The organism is Variovorax sp. (genome assembly GCF_035634955.1).
GTDB lineage: Bacteria > Pseudomonadota > Gammaproteobacteria > Burkholderiales > Burkholderiaceae_C > Variovorax.
The window spans coordinates 1-20,892 of record NZ_DASQBZ010000016.1 but is presented as its reverse complement, the minus strand read 5'-3'; the positions used below and the strand labels follow the sequence as shown (position 1 = coordinate 20,892).

The window sequence follows — 20,892 nt, the reverse complement described above, 5'->3', positions numbered from 1 at the left end:
CGTCATCTTTTCAGCGTACCAAGGGAAAGCACCCATTCAAGGCGCCAACAGACGGCAAAACCCCCTCCTGTTCGGCGCTTCGATCGCACCCCCCCTGCCGAACAATCGATCGCGACACGACAAGCCCGTTGACTGGCGTCAGCGGACCTCCGGCATGAACTCTGAACAACACCAACTCGGCCGCGACACGGCCGCGACGCAGGAATGACCACGGCAGCCCCCACGGCAACGGCAACCCCGCCCGCCGCGCCCGCGGCCGGCGCGCTGGCGCCGCTGATCGAGCGCCTGCGCGCGCAGCCGCGCCTGCCGCTGATGATCGGCGCCGCCGCGCTGGCCGCGGCCGTGGCCGGCTTCGCGCTGTGGGGACAGGGCCCCGACTACAAGGTGCTCTATTCCAACGTGACCGACCGCGACGGCGGCGCGATCATCGCCTCGCTGCAGCAGATGAACGTGCCCTACAAGTTCGCCGAGGGCGGCAACGCGATCCTGGTGGCCGGGGACCGCGTGCCCGAGGTGCGCCTGCGCCTGGCGGCGCAGGGCCTGCCCAAGGCGGGCGGCGTCGGCTTCGAGCTGATGGACAACCAGAAGTTCGGCACCAGCCAGTTCGCCGAGCAGGTCAATTACCAGCGCGCGCTCGAGGGCGAGCTGGCCCGCTCGATCGAGACGATGGGCACGGTGGGGTCGGCCCGGGTGCACCTGGCGATTCCCAAGCCCACGCTGTTCGTGCGCGAGCAGAAGAAGCCGTCCGCCTCGGTCGTGCTGACGCTCGAGCATGGCCGCTCGATCGACGAAGGCCAGGTCAGCGCCATCGTGCACATGGTCTCGAGCAGCGTGCCCGAGCTCGACGCCAAGAGCGTCACGGTGGTCGACCAGCGCGGCAACCTGCTGTCGAGCGCGAGGAACGGCGCACGCGGGCTGGACGTGAGCCAGCTGCGCTACGCGCAGGAGATCGAGCAGGGCTACATCCGGCGCATCGAGGCGATCCTCCAGCCGATCCTGGGCGCGAGCAACGTGCGCGCGCAGGTGGCCGCGGACATCGACTTCTCGGTCGTCGAGCAGACCGACGAGAGCTACAAGCCCAACCAGCAGCCCGGCAGCGCCGCCGTGCGCAGCCAGCAGAGCAGCGAGTCGAGCCAGCACGGCGGGACCCCGCCCGGCGGCGTGCCCGGCGCGCTGTCGAACCAGCCGCCGGTGGCGCCGAGCGCGCCGATCACCACGCCGGCCGCGCCGGCCAGGCCGGCCAAGCCGGCGCCCGCCGGCGCCAAGGGCGCGCAGCCCAATGCGGCAGAAGCCGCCAGCAGCACGACCACCACGTCGGTCCCCACCGGCCCGGGCAGCGCCCGCAAGGACGTCACCACCAACTACGAGCTCGACCGCTCGATCCGCCACGTCCAGCAAGGCGCCGGCGCCGTGCGCCGCCTGTCGGTCGCGGTGGTGGTCAACAACAAGGACACCGCCGCCGGCGGCAAGCCCGCCATGCGCGCGCTGACGCCGGACGAACTCGACCAGGTGCGAAACCTGGTCAAGGAGGCGATGGGCTTCAACGCCGAGCGCGGCGATTCGCTCAACGTGGTCAACAGCCCGTTCGCGGACGACGGCAGCGACGCCGCCGGACCCGACCTGCCGTTCTGGCGCGACCCCGGCAACCTGCCGCTGGCATTCATGCTGGGACGCTACCTGCTGATCGCCCTGGCCGCGCTGTTCGCCTGGTTCGCGGTGCTGCGGCCCCTGCTGCGCAAGCACCTGGGTCCGCCGCCGGCAGCCGCCGCGGCGGCACCGGGGCCCGATGCGGCCGCGCCGTCCGACACCGGCCCGGCGCAGGACGAGCCGCGCGTCTCGCCCGAGGAAGCGCTGCGCCAGCGCGAAGCCGAGCGCCAGCGCGTCGACCTGGCCTATGCGCATGACACCGCCACGCGCGATCCGAAGCTGGTCGCGACCCTGATCCAACACTGGATGAACGCGCAATGATGAACGAAGCCGGAATCCGCAAGAGCGCCATCCTGCTGATGGCACTGGGCGAGGACCATGCGGCCGCCGCGCTGCGGCACCTGACCACGCCCGAGGTGCAGAACCTCGGCGCGGCCATGGCCCGGCTCAACGCGGTCTCGCGCGAGGAACTCGCCGAGGTGCTGGCCGAGTTCCGCCACGAGACCGAGCAGCTGTCGGCTCTGCACGTCGGCTCCAGCGCCTACATCCGCGCCGTGCTGAAGAAGGCGCTGGGCGACGACCGCGCCAGCAACCTGCTCGAGGACATCCTGCAGTCGGAAGAGCCGCACAGCGGCATCGAGCGCCTGAACCAGCTCGACGCGGGCGACGTGGCCGAGCTGATCCGCGACGAGCACCCGCAGATCCTGGCGACGGTGCTGATCCACCTGGACCGCCTGAAGGCGTCCGAGGTGCTCGAGAAGCTGCCGGCCCGCCTGCGCCACGACGTGATCATGCGCATTGCCACCTTCGGCGGCGTGCAGCCCTCGGCGCTCAACGAGCTGACCGAAGTGCTCACCGAGATGCTGTCCGGCCAGGGCCTCAAGCGCAGCCGCCTGGGCGGCGTGCGCACCGCCGCCGAGATCGTCAACCTGCTGGCCAGCGCGCAGGAGGAAGAAGCCATCGCCCACGTGCGCGAGGTGGACGAGGCACTGGCCCAGCGCATCGTCGACGAGATGTTCGTCTTCGAGAACCTGCTGGGCCTGGAAGACCGCAGCATCCAGCGCCTGCTCAAGGACATCGAGGCCGAGTCGCTCATCGTCGCGCTCAAGGGCGCGCCGCCGGAGCTGCGCGACAAGTTCCTCAACAACATGTCGCAGCGCGCCGCCGAGGCCCTGCGCGAGGACATGGACCTGCGTCCGCCGGTTCGCGTGTCGCAGGTCGAGACCGAGCAGAAGGCCATCCTGCAGATCGCGCGCCGCCTGGCCGAGGCCGGCGAGATCGTGATCGCCACCCCGGGCACCGATGACTTCATCTGACCACCTGTTCGCTCCAGGCGCGCATGCGCGCCTGGCCTCGGCCTACGCGCCACCCGCCCGCGCCGCAGCCACGGCAGCACCGGCCGCGCCGGCGCGGCTGGCCATGTCGGCCTGGGAGCGCTGGGAGATGGACGCCATCGATCCGGCCGCCGGCGGCGGCGCCGCCGCACAGGCGCGGCATGCCGGCCAGGCCGCATCCGCCGCGCCGCGCGCCCCCGAGCCGCCGCCGTCGCCCGCGCTCCAGCACGCCGCCGAGCTGGCCAGGCTGCGCCGCGAGGCGCGCGCCGCCGGCGAGGCCGAGGGCCGCCGCGAAGGTCATGCGCAGGGGCTCGCGCAGGGCCGGGCCGAAGGCCACGCGGAAGGCCTGGCCGCCGGGCTGGCCGGCGCCAGCGCGCACGCCGAACAGCTGCGCGCGCTTGCCGCCAGCCTGCCGGCTGCCCTGCGCCGTGCCGAAGGCGAACTGGCCGATGCGCTGGTCGCCCTGGCGCTGGACATCGCCCGCCAGGTGGTGCACCGGACGCTGCAGGCCGAGCCGGCATGGATGCTCACGCTGGTGCGCGACCTGCTGCAGGCCGAGCCGGCGCTGCAGGGCGAGCCGCGCCTGGTGCTGCACCCGGAAGACGCGGCGCTGGTGCGCCAGAGCCTGGGCGGCGAGCTCGAGGCGGCCGGCTGGCAGGTGCGCACCGACGAACACATCGGCCGCGGCGGCTGCCGCGTGCTGACCGCCAGCGGCGAGGTCGACGCGACGCTCGAATCGCGCTGGCAACGCGTTGCGACTGCGCTGCAGCGCGACGCCGACACCGACGCGGCGCAGGACTGATCCGATGGGCGCCGCACCCAATCCACACCTGCAGTCCTGGCTGCGGACGCTGTCCCAGGCCCGCGCCGACGTGGCGCACTGCCCCGCCACCGTGCAATCCGGGCGCCTGACGCGCGCCGTCGGGCTGGTGCTGGAGGCCGTCGGCCTGCAGCTGCCGGTGGGCAGCGACTGCCTGGTCGAGCTGCCACCGGGCCAGGCCCAGCGCCATGCCGAGGCCGAAGTGGTCGGCTTCGCCGGCGACCGCCTTTTCCTCATGCCGCAAAGCGAGGTCTCCGGCCTGCTGCCGGGCGCGCGCGTGACGCCGCGCGACGCCGGCGCGCCCGGCGGCGGGCAGGCCAAGCGCCTGCCGGTCGGCGAAGGAATGCTCGGGCGGGTGGTCGATGCCGTCGGGCGTCCGCTCGACGGGCTGGGGCCGCTGGATGTCAGCCGCAAGGTGCCGCTGTCGTCGCCGCCGATCAACCCGCTCACGCGCGCGCCCATCGACTCGGTGCTCGACGTCGGCGTGCGCGCCATCAACGCCATGCTCACCGTCGGCCGTGGCCAGCGAATGGGCCTGTTCGCCGGCTCGGGCGTCGGCAAGAGCGTGCTGCTGGGCATGATGGCCCGCTATACCAGCGCCGAGGTGATCGTGGTCGGCCTGATCGGCGAGCGCGGCCGCGAGGTCAAGGAATTCATCGAGCACACGTTGGGCGAGGAAGGCCTGGCGCGCTCGGTCGTGGTGGCCGCGCCGGCCGACAACTCGCCGCTGCTGCGGCTGCAGGGCGCCGCCTATGCCACCTGCCTGGCCGAGTACTTCCGCGACCAGGGCAAGGACGTGCTGCTGATCATGGATTCGCTCACCCGCTACGCCATGGCGCAGCGCGAGATCGCGCTGGCCGTGGGCGAGCCGCCGGCCACCAAGGGCTACCCGCCGTCGGTGTTCGCCAAGCTGCCGGCGCTGGTGGAGCGCGCCGGCAACGGCGCGCGCGATGCCAGCGGGCGCGGCGGCTCGATCACCGCCTTCTACACCGTGCTGTCGGAAGGCGACGACCAGCAGGACCCGATCGCCGACTCGGCGCGCGCCATCCTGGACGGCCACGTGGTGCTGTCGCGCACGCTGGCCGAGGCCGGGCACTACCCGGCGATCGACATCGAGGCGTCCATCAGCCGGGCCATGACGTCGCTCATCACGCCAGCCCAGTTCGCGCACGTGCGCCGCTTCAAGCAGATGCTGTCGCGCTACCAGCGCAACCGCGACCTGATCAGCGTCGGCGCGTACGCGCCCGGGCACGACGCGCAACTGGACCAGGCGATCGCGATGTACCCACGCATCGAGGCCTTCCTGCAGCAGGCCATGCAGGAGCGCACCGACTACGCCACCTCCATCGCCCGCATGAGCGCCCTCTTCGAGCAGGCCTGAGCGCCCGCCCGCACCCCCGACACAGGAACACCCCATGCCCGCACGACTGCCGCTCGACACCCTGGCCGACCTGGCCCGCACCAAGACCGACGACGCCGCCCGCCGCCTCGGCGAACTGCAGAACGCGCAGCTGAGCGCCAGCCAGAAGCTGGACATGCTCGTGCGCTACCGCGACGACTACTACGCGCAGCTGCAGGCGCTGACCGCCAAGGGCCTGCCCAGCGCCAAGTGGCACAACTACCAGGCCTTCCTGGCCACGCTCGACGGCGCCATCGAGCAGCAGCGCGCGATCGTGGCGCAGGCCGACGGCCGCGTCGATCGCGGCCGCGACGACTGGCGCCAGCACAAGCGCCGGCTCAACTCGTTCGACACGCTGGTCGATCGGGTGCGCCGCCAGGAACAGCTGGCGCAGGCCAAGCGCGAGCAGCGCGACAGCGACGAACGCGCCGCGCGCGGCTTCCTTGCCCGCGCCGCCAACCCCACGTTCTGACAAGGAGGAGAGATCGCCATGTCCATGCCCACCCTCGCCCTGGCCGCCGCCAACGCCGCCGCCAGCACCCGCGCCCCGGCCCAGCCCGGCGCGCGCAATGCCGACAGCCCGGATGGCCGCAGTTTCGAATCGGCCTTCGACGAGATGCGCAGCGCCCGCGCGCGGCGCGCCGAAGAGCCCTCCGCCAGTGCCGGAGCCGGCGAGCGCAGCGAAGCTGCCCGGCCCGGCACCCGCAAGGCCGGCCGCGACGACGAGCGCGAGCGCACGCTCACGCCGGCCGACGTGATGGCCATGCTGGCTCCGCTGGCGCCCTCCGCCGCGCCGGCCGCTTCCGATCCGCACCTCGCCGCCGGCGCCGCCGCCACCACCGCGGCGCTCGCCGCCCAAGGCGCGGCCGCCCTGCCGGCCACGGCCGACGGCGCGGCGCCGACCGCCGACACACCGCCCGCAGATGGCGCCGACGCCGACCGCGCGGGCCACGGCGCCAAGGCCACCGCGAAGGACGCAGCGACCCCGGCCGCGGCGGACGACACGGCCGACACGGCCGACACGCCCACGCTCGCCGGCGCGGCAGCCGCTTTCGCCGAAGCCACGGGCACGCCGGCCCTGCCAGGCAGCAACGCACCGGCGGTCCGCGCGGCGTCGCCGCGCACGGTGGCCAGGACAGGCGCAGCCGACCCGACGACACCCGCGTCAGGCGCAGCCGCCGCCGGCGATGCCGATGCCACCGCTGCGGCCAACGCCGCCCCGCGCGACGCCACCGTCGACTTCCAGGCCGCGATGGCCACAGCCAGCGCCGGCCTGGCAGGCGGGCGCGACGGCGCGGGCGAGCGCGAAGCCGGCGACGGCGACACCGCGCTGCCGGTGCAGTTCCAGCCGGCCGCCGCCGCGCCGGCGGACCGTGCCGGCGCCACGACCGGCGCGTCGTCGCCCCTGCTGACGCTCGCGCCGAAGGTGGGCGACGACGCCTGGGGCCCCGCGCTGGCCCAGCAGATGCTGCGCATGAGCGCCAGCGGCCAGCACGTGGCCCGCCTCAACCTCAACCCGTCCGAGCTCGGGCCGCTGCAGGTCACCCTGACCATGAGCGACCAGCAGACCCAGGCGATGTTCACGTCGGCGCACGAGAGCGTGCGCAAGGCGCTGGAGGCCGCCCTGCCGCAGCTGCGCACGACGCTGGCGGCGCAGGGCATCCAGCTCGGCGATGCCTCGGTGGGGTCGCAATCGCAGCAGCCTTCCGGCCAGGGCGGCGGCTTCGCCAACCAGGACGCGGCGCCGCGGCGCGGCACGCCCGACTACCCGGGCACGGCCCGTGTGCAGCCGCAGGCGGCCGCGCCCGCAGCCGCCCCCGCCAGCCGCACGCGCGCCAGCAGCAGCCTCGACACGTTCGCGTGAAATCCGCCCACCAATGAGCGGAGTTGAGCCCCTTTTCCCCGCTTGATCGAACCTTCGGCGCCATTGCCGTTGGCGAAGAATCGACCGCAACAGCGAAACAACGACCTCATGGCCACATCGACCCCCGCCGCCGGCACCGCGCCGAGCGGATCCTCCGCCTCGAAACTGCTGCTCGGCCTGATCGCCGGCATCGTCCTGGTGGCCGCCGCCGGCGGTGCCGCCTGGTTCTTCCTGGGCCGCCATGCCGAGCCCGTCGAGGCCGCCGCACCCGTTCCCGAGAAGCCCATCTTCGTCAACATCGAGCCGATCACCGTCAACCTGCAGTCCGAGGGCCGCGCCCGGTTCCTGCACCTGGGCATGACGCTGAAGGTGCGCGACGAGAAGTCGCGCGCGCAGATCGCCGAGTTCATGCCCGTGCTGCGCAGCCGCGCGCTGCTGCTGCTGTCCAACCGCAAGGGCGAGGACCTGATGACGACCGACGACAAGAGCAGGCTGGCCGACGAGATCCGCACCGAGCTCAACCGCCCGCTGGCCGAGAACCTGCCCCAGCAGGGCATCACCGGCATCGCCTTCACCACGTTCGTGGTGCAGTAAGCCAAGGCAGCCGGTCACCCATGGCCTACGAACAGGTCCTCTCGCAAGACGAGGTCGACGCGCTGCTGCAGGGCGTGACCGGCGGCGGCGCCGACCAGGCCCGCACGCCGGCGATGCCGGCGGACGGCCTGCCGGCCTACGACCTCGGCGCGCCCGACCGCGTGGTGCGCAACCGCATGCACACGCTGGAGGTCATCAACGACCGCTTCGCGCGTGCACTGCGCGGCGCGCTGCTGAACTTCATGCGGCGCAGCCCCGACATCACCGTCGGGCCGATGCAGATCCAGAAGTACAGCGAGTTCGTGCGGCACCTGCCGGTGCCCGCGAACATCAACATGCTGCACATGAAGCCGCTGCGCGGCACCGCCATCTTCGTGTTCGACCCGAAGCTGGTGTTCCTGGTGGTGGACAACCTCTTCGGCAGCGACGGCCGCTACCACGTGCGCGTGGAAGGCCGCGATTTCACGCGCACCGAGCAGCGCATCATCCGCCGCCTGCTGGACCTGTCGCTGCAGTGCTATGGCGACGCCTGGAAGCCGGTCTACCCGCTGGAATTCGACTACGTGCGCGCCGAGATGCACGGCAAGCTGGCCAACATCGTGGCGCCCAACGAGGTGGTGATCAACACCACCTTGCAGATCGAGTTCGGGCCGATCGGCGGCTTCCTGCACGTGTGCCTGCCCTACTCGATGATCGAGCCGATCCGCGACCTGCTGTCCAACCCGATCCAGGACGAGATCGAGGTGGACAAGCGCTGGGTGCGCCAGATGTCGCACCAGATGCAGGCGGCCGACGTCGAGCTGACGGCCGACTTCGTGACGATTCCCTCGACCATCGGCCAGGTGCTGCAGCTCAAGGTGGGCGACGTGCTGCCGATCGAGCTGCCGCAGCAGGCGCTGGCCAAGGTCGACGGCGTGCCGGTGATGGAGTGCGGCTACGGCACCTCCAACGGCCGCTACGCGCTGCGGGTCAACAAGATGATCAACCACGACTCCGATTCGAAGTACGAGCATGACTGACGAAACCAATTCATCCGGCGCCGAGGCGGACGACTGGGCGGCCGCGCTGGCCGAGCAGACCGCCGCGTCCGCGCCCGCGACGGCGGCGGCGCCGCCTGCCGCCGCGCCGGCCACGACGCAGGTGTTCCAGCAGATCCAGGAGACCGCGTCCGAGGCCGCCGGCGTATCGCCGGCCGACATCGCCCGCGTGATGGAAGTGCCGGTGCAGCTGACGGCCGAGATCGGCCGCACGCGCATCACCATCAAGAACCTGCTGCAGCTGTCGCAAGGCTCGGTGGTCGAGCTCGACGGCCTGGCCGGCCAGCCGCTGGACGTGCTGATCAACGGCTACCTCATCGCGCAAGGCGAAGTGGTGGTGGTCAACGACAAGTACGGCATCCGCCTGACCGACATCATCACCCCCTCCGAGCGCATGCAGAAGCTCGCCAGATCATGAACAAGCGACTCGTCTACCAGCGGCTGCGTGCCGCGCGCGTGCCGGCGGCACTGGGTGCGCTGGGCGCACTGCCGGTCCACGCCACCTTGCAGACCGTCGCGCCCGGCGCGGTGCCGCCCGCGGCCGGCGGCGGCCTGGGCCAGGCCTTCCTGGGCATGGCGGCGGTGCTGGCGCTGATCTTCGCCTGCGCCTGGGCGGCGCGCCGCCTCGGGCTGCAGCGGCTCGGCGGCGCCAGCATGGTCAAGGTGGTGTCCAGCACCGCCGTGGGCCGGCGCGAACGGGTGGTGGTGATCGAGGTGGCCGACACCTGGGTCGTGCTCGGCGTCACGGCCAGCCAGGTGCAGGCGCTGCACACCCTGCCGGCGCACGCGGGCGCGCCCGGCAGCGCGGCCGCGGTGAGCACCCCGGTGCTCGACGCGGTGGCCGAGGCCCAGGCGTCGGTGCAGGCGCCGGCCGCCTTCGCCTGTCCGGCGGTATCCGTGCCCGCGGCGCCCCCGGCACCGCCCGCGTCGTCGCCGATGGCCGACCCGGTGATCCTGTTCGCGCGCAAGCTCAACGAATCGCTGTTGCGCAACGGCCAGCTCAGCACGCAATGAACCGCCCCGCCGTGCAGCGCGGCCTGCGCTGCGCATTCCTGCTGCTGATCGCGGTGGCGCCGGCCGTGGCCTGGACGCAGGGCCTGCCCGGCATCGTCAGCACCCCGGGCCCGCGCGGCAGCCAGACCTGGTCGCTCAGCGTGCAGACGCTGGTGCTGCTGACCTCGCTGTCGTTCCTGCCGGCGCTCCTGCTGTGCATGACCAGCTTCACCCGCATCCTGATCGTGCTGGGGCTGCTGCGCACGGCCATCGGCACGCAGTCGGCGCCGCCCAACCAGATCCTGGTGGGCCTGTCGCTGTTCCTGACCTTCTTCGTGATGGCGCCGGTGTTCGACAAGGTCTACGACGAGGCCTACAAGCCCTTTTCCGAGAACAAGATCAGTCCCGAGCAGGCAATGGAACGCGGCATCGCGCCGTTCAAGACCTTCATGCTGCGCCAGACGCGCGAGACCGACCTGGCGCTGTTCGCCCGCCTGGCCAACGTGCCGCAGATGCAGGGGCCGGAGGAAGTCCCGCTGCGCATCCTGCTGCCGTCCTTCGTCATCAGCGAGCTGAAGACGGCCTTCCAGATCGGCTTCACCATCTTCATTCCGTTCCTCGTGATCGACCTGGTCGTCGCCAGCGTGCTCATGTCGATGGGGATGATGATGGTGCCGCCGGCCGGCATCGCCCTGCCGTTCAAGCTGATGCTGTTCGTGCTGGCCGATGGCTGGCAGCTGCTCATCGGCGCGCTGGCGCAGAGCTTCTACACCTAGCCCACCCACTCCCATGACACCCGAAACCATCATGACGATGGGCAGCCGCGCGATGGAAGTCTCCCTCGTGCTCGGCGCGCCGCTGCTGCTGGTGGCGCTGGTCGTCGGCCTGCTGGTCAGCATCTTCCAGGCAGCCACCCAGATCAACGAGGCCACGCTGTCCTTCATCCCCAAGCTGCTGGCGGTGTTCGTCACGCTGGTCGTCGCCGGGCCGTGGATGCTGTCGTCCGTGGTCGACTACATCCGCACCCTGTTCACCGGCATCCCGCAGCTGGTGGGCTGATGCCGCCGGTCTTCTCGGTCACTTCCGACCAGCTGATGGGCTGGCTGGTGGCATTCCTGTGGCCGTTCGTGCGCATCCTGGCGCTGCTGAGTACGGCGCCGATCACCAGCGAGTCGACCGTGCCGCGCCAGGTGCGCGTCGCGCTGGCCGTGCTGCTGGCGGTGGTGATCTCGCCCACCCTGGGGCCGATGCCGGACGTGCCGGTGGTCTCGGCCGGCGGCGTGTGGATCATCCTCAAGCAGGTGCTCGCCGGCGTCGCCATGGGCTTCGCCATGCGGCTGGTGTTCGCGGCCGTGCTGGCGGCGGGCGAGTACATCTCGCTGCAGATGGGCCTGTCGTTCGCCGCGTTCTTCGACCCGAGCAGCGGCGGCCAGACCATGGTGGTCGGGCGGCTCCTGAACATGCTCGCCATGCTGCTGTTCCTGGCCGTGGACGGCCACCTGCTCATGCTCGCCGCGCTGGCCGACAGCTTTCAGGCCCTGCCGATCTCGGACGCGCCGCTGGCGTCGCAGGGCTGGCTGGCGCTGGCGCTCCAGGGCAGCCACATCTTCACCAGCGGACTGATGCTGGCGCTGCCGCTGGTGACCGCGCTGCTGACGCTGAACCTGGCCATGGGCATCCTCAACCGCGCGTCGCCGCAGTTCAGCATCTTCGCGGTCGGCTTCCCGCTGACGCTGCTGGCCGGCATCGCGCTGATGGCCCTGCAGGTGCCGCACCTGCTGCAGATGCTCGAGCCCCGGTTCACGGCCGGGCTGGAGGCAATGGCCGGCGTGGTGCAGGCGCTGCGGCCCTGAGCCGGGCTTCCGGCTGGGCCTGGCCCATCACGCCGATGCCTATGCAGCAAGCGGCGGGCGGTTCTTCCGGTAGGAGTCCTTCAGCGCGATCCTGCCCGCCCGGAAGGTGAACAGGTCGCAGCCGTGGACCTCGACCCGGCTGCCGTCGCGCCGCGTGCCGGTGAAGGTCCATTGCGAAACGCCGCGGTCCCCGCACACGAAGTGCCTCGCGTCACCCCAGTTCGCGTCGGGGAAGTTGGTCCAGACGTCCACGAAAGCCGCGCGCACGGCCTGCGCGCCTTGGGCGCGTTCGCCGCACACATCGGCGCCGGCGGACGCATCGAAGACGCAGTCATCGGTCATGAAGGACATCAGGGCATCTGCGTCATGCGCATTCCAGGCGTCGGCGAACGCCTGCAGGAAAGCGACCGAAACCTCGACGCGGGAATCCGTCATGGGGTGCTCCTTTCGGGGAGGATCGACGCCGCAGCATGGCACTTTGCCTCGGGGCTGGCAATCGGCCTGGGCATGCGTCCTGACTGGCATCTGCGGCAGCGACCTGGTGTCGCAGGCCGGCGCATCCTTCACGCCCATTGGCAGGACAAATGCATTTCGGTGTCCGTGTCAACACCAGATTGCGTCTGGCCAGGGCGGCGCCCGCGAGAGACCCTCGCATGGCACCAATCCAGTCTCGATCGCCCGTCGGTCATCGAGGCGGCAACCGCCAGCGAGGAAAGCCAAGATGATCCATCTGCTCCGATGCCTTTGCATTTGCCTGACCGCCGCGTGCCTGGGTACCCTGGCGCGCGCACAGGCCACCCTCCCCACCACGTACGTCGGCCACGTGGCTGGCGCCCAGGATCCGACAAAGACCCGCTGGCTGGGATACTGGCACGGCCAGATCGGCGCGCTCCACGACGTCGACATGAAGATCGTCGTGCAGGAGATCTCGGAGGCCGGCCGCGCAACGCTGGCCTATTCGTGGGCGACGACGACGGACGGCCTTGTCACCAGATTGGTGGGAACCATCGAGGGCGATGCGATCAATGTCGACATGCCTTACAACAAGGAGAAGCTTCGCCTGACCATGGACCCAACGGGTCGGACGGTCAAGGTCGAGTTTGTTGGCGCGGACGGCGGGGCCACCAGGACCAGCAACTACTGGGTCAAGGGCGATCTGGCCAAGCAGCCACCACCCACCGCCGAAGAGGTGGACCGGGTCAGAAATGCCGTCATCCAGGGAAACGCCGCCCATGAGGCGACGCTCGCGCCCTCCCAGCCGCCCACGGCGGCAGAGCAAGCCCCAAAGGAGCTCGCACAGTGGGTTGGGTTGTGGCATGGCTGGACCGGCCTTCACAAGTGGGCCGACATAAAGCTGTCGATCGATCGCATCGGCGACGGAGTGCTCGACGGCAGCGATGTGGTGTTCGCCCAGTACGCCTACGCAGACAGAAAGACCGCCAAGACCTCCGAGATCAGGCTGCATCTGGTCGACGGCGCATTGGTGCGCGAACTGCGGACGGGCCAGATGACTTTTCGGATGCGCCCCTCGGGCGATGCAATCGAGCTGACCAGCGCCTACATGGACCACGGCGTGGAGTCGGGGCGGTACGGGGTGCTCTATCGCGTGCCGACTACGCAAGCCGATCCCGCGAGGCCGTAGGGCGGGCGGCCGGGCTATCCCTGCGCGAAGAACTGGCTCGGCGTCTGGCCGAACTGCTTGCGGAACATCGTCCCGAATGCGCTGGGGCTGTCGTAGCCGAGTTCGAGCGCCACGTCGATGACCTTCTCGCCGGTCGCCAGCAGTTCGAGCGCGCGCAGCAGCCGCGCCTGCTGGCGCCACTGGCCGAAGGTCATTCCGGTCTCCTTCGCGAACAGCCGCTGGATGGTCTTCACGTCGACCGCGAGCCGATGCGCCCACTCGGTCAGGGTGGTGGCGTCGTCCAGCTGGCGCTGCAGCTGTCCGCAGATGCGGCGCAGCCGCGGGTCCGCCGGCATCTGCAGGTGCAGCGGCAGGACGGGCAGCGCACGCAGCTCGTCCAGGATCAGGCGCATCAGGCGTCCGTCGCGCGACTGGGGCGAGTACGGCTGCGGCACCTCCACCGCCGCGCGGACGAGCTCGCGCAGCAGCGGCGACACGCCGACCGCCTGCGTCTGGTCCAGCAGGCGCGGCGCGGCGTCCGGCGCGACCAGCAGGCTGCGCATGTGCACTTCGCCGATGCAGCGGATCTCGTGGGTCATGCCGGCCAGCATCCAGATGGCGCGCGTGGGCGGCACCACCCAGCGGCCCGCGTCGGCCTGCACCACCATCACGCCCTGCACGGCATAGATCAGCTGGTGCTTGTTGTGCGCATGCGGCTCGATGTGCCAGCTGGCCGGATAGTCGGTGGCGCGCCCGGTGACGGGAGAAGAAGCCCCGTCGATTTCCTCGAGGGCGCGCGACAGCGGCGGCGGCGGGTGACGGGAGCGCATGTCCTTTTCGCGAGGGTTGTTGGTGAGTTGGCGCGAGACAGGGGAACGGCGGGCCGGGACAATTCTGTCACGCCGGGCATGCCGGGCGCGCCGTCAAGGCAGCGCGGGACGCTGCCTCGCGTGCAGCGCAGCCGCCCCGGCGCCTCAGTTCAACCGATCCAAGATGACTCTATCCACCGCCACCTTGCAAGGCGCCGGCGCACCTGACGGTGCCGCCGGCGCGACACCGACCGCGACCGCGCACGCGGCGAAGCCCGCCTTCGGCATCCTCGCCGCCATCAGCGGCTCGCACATGATCAACGACATGATGCAGTCGCTGATCCTGGCGATGTACCCGATCCTCAAGGGCGAGTTCGCGCTGAGCTTTGCCCAGATCGGGCTGATCACGCTGACCTACCAGCTCACGGCGTCGCTGCTCCAGCCGCTGATCGGGCTGTTCACCGATCGCCGGCCGCAGCCGTATTCGCTGCCGTTCGGGATGGCGTCCACCCTCGTCGGGTTGATGATGCTGGCGTTTGCGCCGACCTTCGGCATCGTGCTGGTGGCCGCCGCGTTCGTGGGCATCGGCTCGGCCGTGTTCCACCCGGAGTCGTCGCGCATCGCGCGGCTGGCGTCGGGCGGCAAGCATGGCCTGGCGCAGTCGGTCTTCCAGGTGGGCGGCAACACCGGCACGGCGATCGGGCCGTTGCTGGCCGCCGCGGTCATCGCGCCCTTCGGGCAGCACAGCATGGCCTGGTTCGGCCTGGCCGTGGTGGTCGGCATCGGCCTGCTGTTCCAGGTCAGCCGCTGGTACGCCGCCCACCAGGTGGCCAACGGCGGGCGCAGGAACGCGGCGGTCGCGGCGCCGTATCCGCGCAAGGTGGTGATCGGGGCGATCGCGGTGCTGCTGGTGCTGATCTTCTCCAAGTACTTCTACGTGGCCGGCATCAGCAGCTTCTACACGTTCTACCTGATCGAACGGTTCGGCCTGTCGGTGCAGAGCGCCCAGGTCCACCTGTTCATCTTCCTGTTCGCATCGGCCATCGGCACCGTGGCCGGCGGCCCGATCGGCGACCGCATCGGGCGCAAGCCGGTGATCTGGTTCTCCATTCTCGGCGTGGCCCCCTTCGCGCTGCTGCTGCCCCACGCCAACCTGTTCTGGACGACCACGCTGACCATCGTCATCGGGCTGGTGCTGTCGTCGGCGTTCTCGGCGATCCTGGTCTATGCCCAGGAACTGATGCCGGGCAAGGTCGGCATGGTGTCGGGCCTGTTCTTCGGCTTCGCCTTCGGCATGGGCGGGCTCGGCGGCGCGCTGCTCGGGCTGCTCGCGGACCACACCAGCATCACCTTCGTGTACGACGCCATCGCCTACCTGCCGCTGCTGGGCGTGGTGACCGTGCTGCTGCCGAGAAGCCCTCGGCGGCGCTGACGGCGCAGCGCCGTGGCGAGGCAGGCGGGGCGGGCGACAATGGGCCCTCACCCCGAACGAGATCGCCCATGCCTGCCGCCCAGTACCTGTTCCTTTCCCCTGCGGGCCAACAGCCGGCGCCGCGCGAGGCGCCAGACCAGGGCGGCGCGCCGGGCAGCCACGTCCGCTGCCTGAACAGCGCGGGCCGCTGGGCCGTCCGCGGCTCGCCGGCGGCGCCGCTGCTGGCCTGGCGCCCGGACCAGGCGGGCGCCGCCGATGCGGCGGCCGAACGCGCGGCCGAGGCCCGCGGCCATCCGGTGGTCGTTGTCACGCGGAGCGATCCGGCCTGGGAAGAAGGGCGCGAGATCCGGTTGTTCACCGAGGCATCCGACGCCGCCCTTCTCGGCCACGCGCCGCCGAGCGCGGCGAAGGCCAGGCGCCTGCGCAACGAGGCGGACAAGCTCGAGGCCTTCTGCGTCATCGTGCGGGCGGCTTCCGCGGCGGCGGATCATGCGGCGTTCACCGCCGTCAGCCGTGCCGCCGCCAAAGCCATGCGCACCAGGTTCGGCGGCGGCTCCATCACCTCCGCGTTCGCCTGGCTGGCCGGCCCGTCCGGGCAGCAGGCGCTGGACAGCGTGCTGGCGGGCGAGGTCGAGCTGACCGGGCCGCTCTCCCTGCAGGAGGTCGTCGAGGCGGCCGAGCTGGCGCAGCATTCGGAGCGCCTGCGCGAAGAGCTTTAGGCGCCGCGGTGCCGCTTTCCGTGCGTTTTTGCGCGCAGCCCGACCCAGGCGGGCACCACGCGGCGACCGTCGCGCCGCCAAGCTAGTAACAATGTGCTAACTATTTGACGGACCATCAGGCATGAGCAGCAAACGCATCACCGGAGTTCGCATCGCTGGATACGCCGCCCTGGGCGCGGCAATGCTGTCCTTCGGCCTCGCGCTGGTCCTGCACGAAGCGCATGACACCTGGGCGGCCGCCTGTGCCGTGGCCGGGCTGCTGCTGGTCTGGTTCGCGCATCGCGTGATCGATGGGCCCGGCCTGCGCGCCAAGCCGGCCGTCGCCGGGGCGGCCGCGGAGCCGGCGCGCTTCACGCCGTTCAACTTCGCCACCGCGCAGGACGAGGACGAGGAAGACGGCGCCCCGGACGAGGACGACGAAGCGGATGAAGCCCGCCCGGCGGCGATGCCTCCGGCCGCCGTCAAGGCCGCGGCCGCGCCGGTCGCGCCGGACCAGGCCGCCCCCGACGTGCCGCCGCCAGCAACACCGGCCGAGGAAGCTCCCGCCGCCGAGCCGCCGAACCGGCTGCGCACGCTGGAAGAGGTGCGCGCGGACATGGCGCTGCTGCGCCAGCAGGTGCGGGCGTCGCGGCCGGTGGCTGCGCAGCCGCCCGCCGTCGTTCAGCCGACACGGCCACCGGTCGCGGTGGCCGACCTCTTCGCCCGCACCGAAGTGGCGGGGCTGGAAGTGAGCTACGACGCCGAGCCGGATGCCGACGCGCCGGCCGCATCGGACGCATTCGCGCGCACCGAGGCCGCGGCGCTGGCCGGACACCCGGACAACGATTTCCCGAAGACGCGGTTCGAACGCCCGCAGTGAGCGCCCTCTACCGGACGCCTACAGGTAGTTGAACAGCGCGATCGAATTCAGCTTGGCGAAAGTCATCTGCGTCGCCTGCAGCGACGTCTGGCGCTGGTAGAACTCGGCGATCGCCGCGACGGGGTCGAGGTCGCGGATCTCCGACAGGTAGCCTTCGTCCATCAGCGTGCGCGCCGAGCCGGCGCTGTCGAGCGACTCCAGCTCGTTCATACGCGAGCCCACCGATGAAATCACCGTCAGCACGTTGTCGTGCGCATTGGTGACCTTGACGTTGGCGGTGCTCAGGGCGTTCTGCAGGCGCGCCTGCGCGGCCTCGCCGCCGCCGGCCACGGGCGTGCGCAGCGCGCTCACCAGTTCGCCGATGGCCGCGAAGATGTCGGTGCCCGCGTTCTTCGCGGTGGTCACGTCGAAGCTGTCGCCGTCGGCTGGCTGGCCGGCGATGCTGATCTGCAGCCCGCCGAAGCTGATCGGCACGCCCGCCGTGAAGGCGCCGCTGGCCGCCACCACCGGCGGCGTGTCGCCGGTGGTGACCGTGTAGTTGCCGCCTGCGAAGGCGATCTGGAAATCCTTGCCGAAGTCGGCGGCAGTGGCGTCGACCACGGTGGCCGAGCCGAACACGCCGGTGCCGGTGTTGGCCGCGCCGGCGGTGGTGACGTAGCCGGCACCGCCCTGCACCGACATGAACACGCTGCGGCCGTCGTCGGAGGTGGACATCTGGCGCGCCACGTCGACCTGCATCAGCCGCTGGCCCTGGTCGCCCACGTACTTGATGCCGCCGCCGGCCTGCGCCGCGAAGGGCGCGCTGGCGCTCTTGTAGCCGGCGAACAGGAACTGGCCGTTGCCGTCGTCCGCGTTGGCGATGCCCACCAGCTGGTCCAGGTTGCTCTGGATGGTGGTGGCGAGCGACTGGCGGTCGGCGTCCGACAGCGTGCCGTTGCCGGCCTGCACGGTCAGCGTCTTGATGTTCTGCAGCACGGTGGTGGCGCTGTCGAGCGCGGTCTCCTCGCGCGAGAGCGACAGCATGGCGCGCTGGCGGCTGGTGGCGTACTGGGACGAAAGAGACAGCGACTCGCTCACCCCGAGCGCGCGCGCGGCGCCCACTGGATCGTCGGCCGGGCTGAGGAACTTCGTGCCCGCCGACAGCTGCTGCTGCACCCGGAACAGCTTCTGCTGCTGCAGGCCCATGGCGGTGACGTTCTGCTCGTAAAAGGAACTGGTGCTGATGCGCATCATTTCTCCAAATCAGGTGGCGGTCATCACGAACGGATGCCCAGGATCGCGTCGAAGATGGTCGAGGCGGTCTGGATCACCTTGGCGTTGGCCTGGTACATCTGCTGGTACATCAGCAGGTTGGCGGTCTCTTCGTCCTGGTTGACGCCGGAGATCGACTGCTGGCTGGCCTTGATCTGCCCGGTCACGCTCTCCTGCGTGGTCAGCGCGACGTTGATCTCCATGGCGCGGTTGCCCACTTCGCTCACCAGTTGCGAGTAGGCCCCGCCGAAGGTGGTGGCGCCGCCGCCGACGATGGCCTTGCGTTGCAGCGCGCCGAGCGCCAGTGCGTTGCTGCCGTCCGAGACGCCGCCGGCGTTGCGGTCGATGCTGAAGGTGTCGCCATCGGCCGGTGCGCCGCTCAGGGTGACGGATATGCCGCCGAAGCTCACCTGGGCACCCGCGGTGAACGGCACCGGCGTGCCGCCGGCGTAGGTGGCGGTGGAGCCGTCGGGCAGCGTCACGCGGACCGGCGAGCCGGCCGGAAAACCCGACAACTCGCCGCTGGCTGCGTCGTAGCTGAGCGTGACGTTGGCGGCCAGGGGCGTGGCGAGGTAGTCCGCGTCGACGGTTGCCGCGCTGATCGCGCCGCTGCCCTGGTTGGCGGCGGCGGTGCCGGTGACGATCGGCGACGCCGCGGCCACCTTGGCCGGGTCCTTGACCAGCACGTCCATGTCGCGCGCGCCGTAGCGGGTGGGCTGCACCAGGAAGGTGTCGCCGTTCTGGGCGGCGCCGCTGGCCACGTCGAGCGTCACGCCGTCGAAGGTGATCGGCATGTCGGTGAAGCTGCCGACGCTGCTGTTGTCGGAAAGCCGGGTGACGGTGTAGCTGAGCGCACCGCCGCCGGCGTCCTTGACCTGCACCGAATAGTCGCTGGTGGTCAGCTGGCCGGCGTCGCTCACGCTGCCGGTCAGCACCATGTCGCCGTTGTTGCGGGCGTTCGAGAAGATGCCCGGGCCGGTGTTGCCGAAGAAGTCGCCGCCGAGGGCGCCGTTGAGGTCCACGCCCAGGTTGTGCTGGGCGTTGAAGGCATCGGCGATGGTCAGAGAAAGGCGGCCGATGGCGTTCTGCGTCGGGATCAGCGTCTGCGTGCGAAAGGCCATCAGGCCGCCCAGCGTGCCGCCGGTGATGGCGCTGTCCTTGAGCTCGGTGACGTTGCCGGAGATGCCGACCAGCGCCACCGCGGTGCGCGTGGGATCGGCCGCGGACGGCACCGCCTGCATCTTCGCGGCCTGGTCGCCCACGACGAGCGACTGGCCGGTGCCGATGAACACGTTGTACTTGCCGTTGTCCTGCTGCAGCACCTTGACGTCGACGATCTGGCTGAGCTCGCTGACCAGCTGGTCACGCTGGTCGAGCAGGTCGTTGGGCGGCTGGCCGCCGGCCATCGCCGTCATCATGCTGATCTGCTGGTTCAGGCCGGCGATCTTGCTGGCATAGGTGTTGACCTGCTCGACGCCGCCGCTGATCTGCTCGTTGACCGAGTCGTTGAGGTCCGACAGGTACTGGTCGGTCGAGCGGAACTTGTTGGACAGCGACTGCGCCGAGCTGATCAGCTGCTGGCGCGCGGCGGAGTCGGCCGGGGTGTTGGCCACGCCCTGCACCGCGGTGAAGAAGCTCTGCATCAGCGGGCTCAGGCCCGAGGTGGTGTCGGCCAGCAGCGAGTCGATGCGGTCGATCTGCGTGCTGTAGGCGCCCAGGGCGGCCGAGTTCGACTGCGCCGAGGCGAGCTGCGCGGTCAGGTAGCGGTCGTAGCTGCGCGTGACGGTGGTGACGCGCGCGCCGCTGCCGATGTAGCCCGAGCCGGAAGACACGGCGCCGTTGGTCGACACCTGCGCCACCTGGCGGCTGTAGCCGTCGGTGTAGACGTTGGCCGTGTTGTTGGCCGTGGTCATCAGCGCGCTGCGCGCCACCGACAGGCCGCTCAGGCCGGTGAAGAACAAGCTTCCAGACATGGGTGGGGACCTGCTTTCGGATGTGGATGGTTGTAAACGTTGGCACCGCTGTCCGGTGCCTTGCTCTTCTTATCGGCACGGCGGCTGCAAAGCTGAAGTCCGCCGAAAGTTCACTTCGACCTTCAGAACTCCGTCCAGTCGCCCCAGGCCTCGGCCGGTGCGGCCTTGCCGGCTTGCCCTGCGGCGGTGCGCCGGGCCGGCGGGGCGGCAGGCAGGTCGCCGGCGTCGGCAGCGGTGGATGCCGTGCCCCGCGGCACCTTGGCGGCCTTGGCGCCGGCCTTCGGCTTGGCCGGTGCGGCGTGCTGCGGCGCCGATTGCGGCCGGCCGGCGCTGCGTGCCTGCGCGATCACGCGCCCGGCCTCGTCGTCGCTGCCGATCCTGAACACGCTGACCGACTGCACCAGTCCGCCGGCCTGCTCCTGCAGCGAGGCGGCGGCCGCCGCGGCCTCCTCCACCAGCGCCGCGTTCTGCTGCGTGACCTGGTCCATTTGAGTGATGGCCTGGTTGATCTGCTCGATGCCGGAGGTCTGCTCCTGGCTGGCCGCCGTGATCTCGCCCATGATGTCGGTCACGCGCCTGACGCTCTCGACGATCTCTTCCATGGTCCGGCCGGCCTCCGCCACCTGGCGGCTGCCCTCCTCGACCTTGCCGACCGAGTCGTCGATCAATTGCTTGATCTCCTTGGCC

22 protein-coding genes are annotated in these 20,892 nt (G+C 70.9%); 17 read left to right on the top strand and 5 right to left on the bottom strand.

Translation table 11 applies throughout. The features are described from left to right. Window positions 1-204: 204 nt before the first annotated feature. The 13 genes from fliF (at window position 205) to fliR (ending at window position 11,541) form a co-directional block, all read left to right on the top strand. Window positions 205-1,968, top strand: a complete 1,764-nt coding sequence (gene fliF / locus VES41_RS07620; RefSeq protein ID WP_324815099.1) for a flagellar basal-body MS-ring/collar protein FliF — start codon at window positions 205-207, stop codon at window positions 1,966-1,968. Further along, a complete protein-coding gene (gene fliG / locus VES41_RS07615) occupies window positions 1,968-2,963 on the top strand; it encodes a flagellar motor switch protein FliG (RefSeq protein ID WP_324815746.1) in 996 nt (331 codons plus the stop codon). Before fliF ends, fliG begins: the two co-directional genes overlap by 1 nt. Further along, window positions 2,950-3,783, top strand: a complete 834-nt coding sequence (gene fliH, locus VES41_RS07610) for a flagellar assembly protein FliH (protein ID WP_324815096.1) — start codon at window positions 2,950-2,952, stop codon at window positions 3,781-3,783. Before fliG ends, fliH begins: the two co-directional genes overlap by 14 nt. 4 nt (window positions 3,784-3,787) lie before the next feature. Next, entirely contained in the window at window positions 3,788-5,182 is a 1,395-nt protein-coding gene (gene fliI / locus VES41_RS07605) for a flagellar protein export ATPase FliI (RefSeq protein ID WP_324815093.1), read from the top strand. A 34-nt stretch (window positions 5,183-5,216) separates the two neighbouring features. Then, window positions 5,217-5,672, top strand: a complete 456-nt coding sequence (fliJ, locus tag VES41_RS07600) for a flagellar export protein FliJ (RefSeq protein WP_324815090.1) — start codon at window positions 5,217-5,219, stop codon at window positions 5,670-5,672. A gap of 18 nt (window positions 5,673-5,690) precedes the next feature. Next, window positions 5,691-7,064, top strand: a complete 1,374-nt coding sequence (locus VES41_RS07595; RefSeq protein ID WP_324815086.1) for a flagellar hook-length control protein FliK — start codon at window positions 5,691-5,693, stop codon at window positions 7,062-7,064. A 108-nt stretch (window positions 7,065-7,172) separates the two neighbouring features. Further along, window positions 7,173-7,658: a flagellar basal body-associated protein FliL gene (gene fliL, locus VES41_RS07590; protein WP_324815083.1), complete on the top strand. Its 486-nt coding sequence runs from the start codon at window positions 7,173-7,175 to the stop codon at window positions 7,656-7,658. Window positions 7,659-7,678: 20 nt separating this feature from the next. Next, a complete protein-coding gene (fliM, locus tag VES41_RS07585; RefSeq protein WP_324815081.1) occupies window positions 7,679-8,677 on the top strand; it encodes a flagellar motor switch protein FliM in 999 nt (332 codons plus the stop codon). Further along, window positions 8,670-9,113 carry a flagellar motor switch protein FliN gene (gene fliN, locus VES41_RS07580; protein ID WP_324815079.1) on the top strand — a complete coding sequence of 148 codons (444 nt, stop codon included), beginning with the start codon at window positions 8,670-8,672 and terminating at the stop codon, window positions 9,111-9,113. Before fliM ends, fliN begins: the two co-directional genes overlap by 8 nt. Beyond that, window positions 9,110-9,709 (top strand): flagellar biosynthetic protein FliO, encoded by a 600-nt coding sequence (gene fliO / locus VES41_RS07575; RefSeq protein ID WP_324815077.1) that lies wholly within the window; start codon window positions 9,110-9,112, stop codon window positions 9,707-9,709. Before fliN ends, fliO begins: the two co-directional genes overlap by 4 nt. Next, window positions 9,706-10,464 carry a flagellar type III secretion system pore protein FliP gene (gene fliP / locus VES41_RS07570; protein WP_324815075.1) on the top strand — a complete coding sequence of 253 codons (759 nt, stop codon included), beginning with the start codon at window positions 9,706-9,708 and terminating at the stop codon, window positions 10,462-10,464. The genes fliO and fliP overlap by 4 nt, the downstream gene beginning before the upstream one ends. Window positions 10,465-10,477: 13 nt before the next feature. After that, window positions 10,478-10,747, top strand: a complete 270-nt coding sequence (gene fliQ / locus VES41_RS07565; RefSeq protein ID WP_324815073.1) for a flagellar biosynthesis protein FliQ — start codon at window positions 10,478-10,480, stop codon at window positions 10,745-10,747. Continuing rightward, entirely contained in the window at window positions 10,747-11,541 is a 795-nt protein-coding gene (gene fliR / locus VES41_RS07560) for a flagellar biosynthetic protein FliR (protein ID WP_324815070.1), read from the top strand. The genes fliQ and fliR overlap by 1 nt, the downstream gene beginning before the upstream one ends. A 39-nt stretch (window positions 11,542-11,580) precedes the next feature. On the opposite strand, the gene VES41_RS07555 is transcribed toward fliR, so the two are convergent. After that, on the bottom strand, window positions 11,581-11,976 hold the full coding sequence (locus VES41_RS07555; protein ID WP_324815067.1) for a nuclear transport factor 2 family protein: 396 nt from the start codon (window positions 11,974-11,976) through the stop codon (window positions 11,581-11,583). 286 nt (window positions 11,977-12,262) lie between these two features. Between VES41_RS07555 and VES41_RS07550 the strand changes: the two genes are divergently transcribed. Further along, window positions 12,263-13,183 (top strand): hypothetical protein, encoded by a 921-nt coding sequence (locus VES41_RS07550; protein WP_324815064.1) that lies wholly within the window; start codon window positions 12,263-12,265, stop codon window positions 13,181-13,183. 14 nt (window positions 13,184-13,197) lie between these two features. On the opposite strand, the gene VES41_RS07545 is transcribed toward VES41_RS07550, so the two are convergent. Beyond that, window positions 13,198-13,992: a helix-turn-helix transcriptional regulator gene (locus tag VES41_RS07545; protein WP_324815061.1), complete on the bottom strand. Its 795-nt coding sequence runs from the start codon at window positions 13,990-13,992 to the stop codon at window positions 13,198-13,200. Window positions 13,993-14,155: 163 nt separating this feature from the next. On the opposite strand from VES41_RS07545, the gene VES41_RS07540 reads away from it, so the two are divergent. The 3 genes from VES41_RS07540 to VES41_RS07530 all read left to right on the top strand — a co-directional run bounded on the left by VES41_RS07540 (window position 14,156) and on the right by VES41_RS07530 (window position 16,981). Continuing rightward, a complete protein-coding gene (locus VES41_RS07540) occupies window positions 14,156-15,403 on the top strand; it encodes an MFS transporter (protein ID WP_324815059.1) in 1,248 nt (415 codons plus the stop codon). Window positions 15,404-15,471: 68 nt separating this feature from the next. After that, window positions 15,472-16,122: a hypothetical protein gene (locus VES41_RS07535; protein ID WP_324815056.1), complete on the top strand. Its 651-nt coding sequence runs from the start codon at window positions 15,472-15,474 to the stop codon at window positions 16,120-16,122. A 121-nt stretch (window positions 16,123-16,243) separates the two neighbouring features. Next, entirely contained in the window at window positions 16,244-16,981 is a 738-nt protein-coding gene (locus VES41_RS07530) for a hypothetical protein (RefSeq protein WP_324815053.1), read from the top strand. 18 nt (window positions 16,982-16,999) lie between these two features. Here VES41_RS07530 and flgL read toward each other — a convergent pair whose 3' ends face one another. From flgL to VES41_RS07515, 3 genes are all read right to left on the bottom strand, one after another. Continuing rightward, window positions 17,000-18,211, bottom strand: a complete 1,212-nt coding sequence (flgL, locus tag VES41_RS07525) for a flagellar hook-associated protein FlgL (RefSeq protein ID WP_324815051.1) — start codon at window positions 18,209-18,211, stop codon at window positions 17,000-17,002. 26 nt (window positions 18,212-18,237) lie between these two features. Further along, window positions 18,238-20,205 (bottom strand): flagellar hook-associated protein FlgK, encoded by a 1,968-nt coding sequence (gene flgK / locus VES41_RS07520; protein WP_324815047.1) that lies wholly within the window; start codon window positions 20,203-20,205, stop codon window positions 18,238-18,240. A 122-nt stretch (window positions 20,206-20,327) separates the two neighbouring features. Next, on the bottom strand, window positions 20,328-20,892 hold a 565-nt coding region (locus VES41_RS07515; protein WP_324815044.1), incomplete at its 5' end, for a methyl-accepting chemotaxis protein.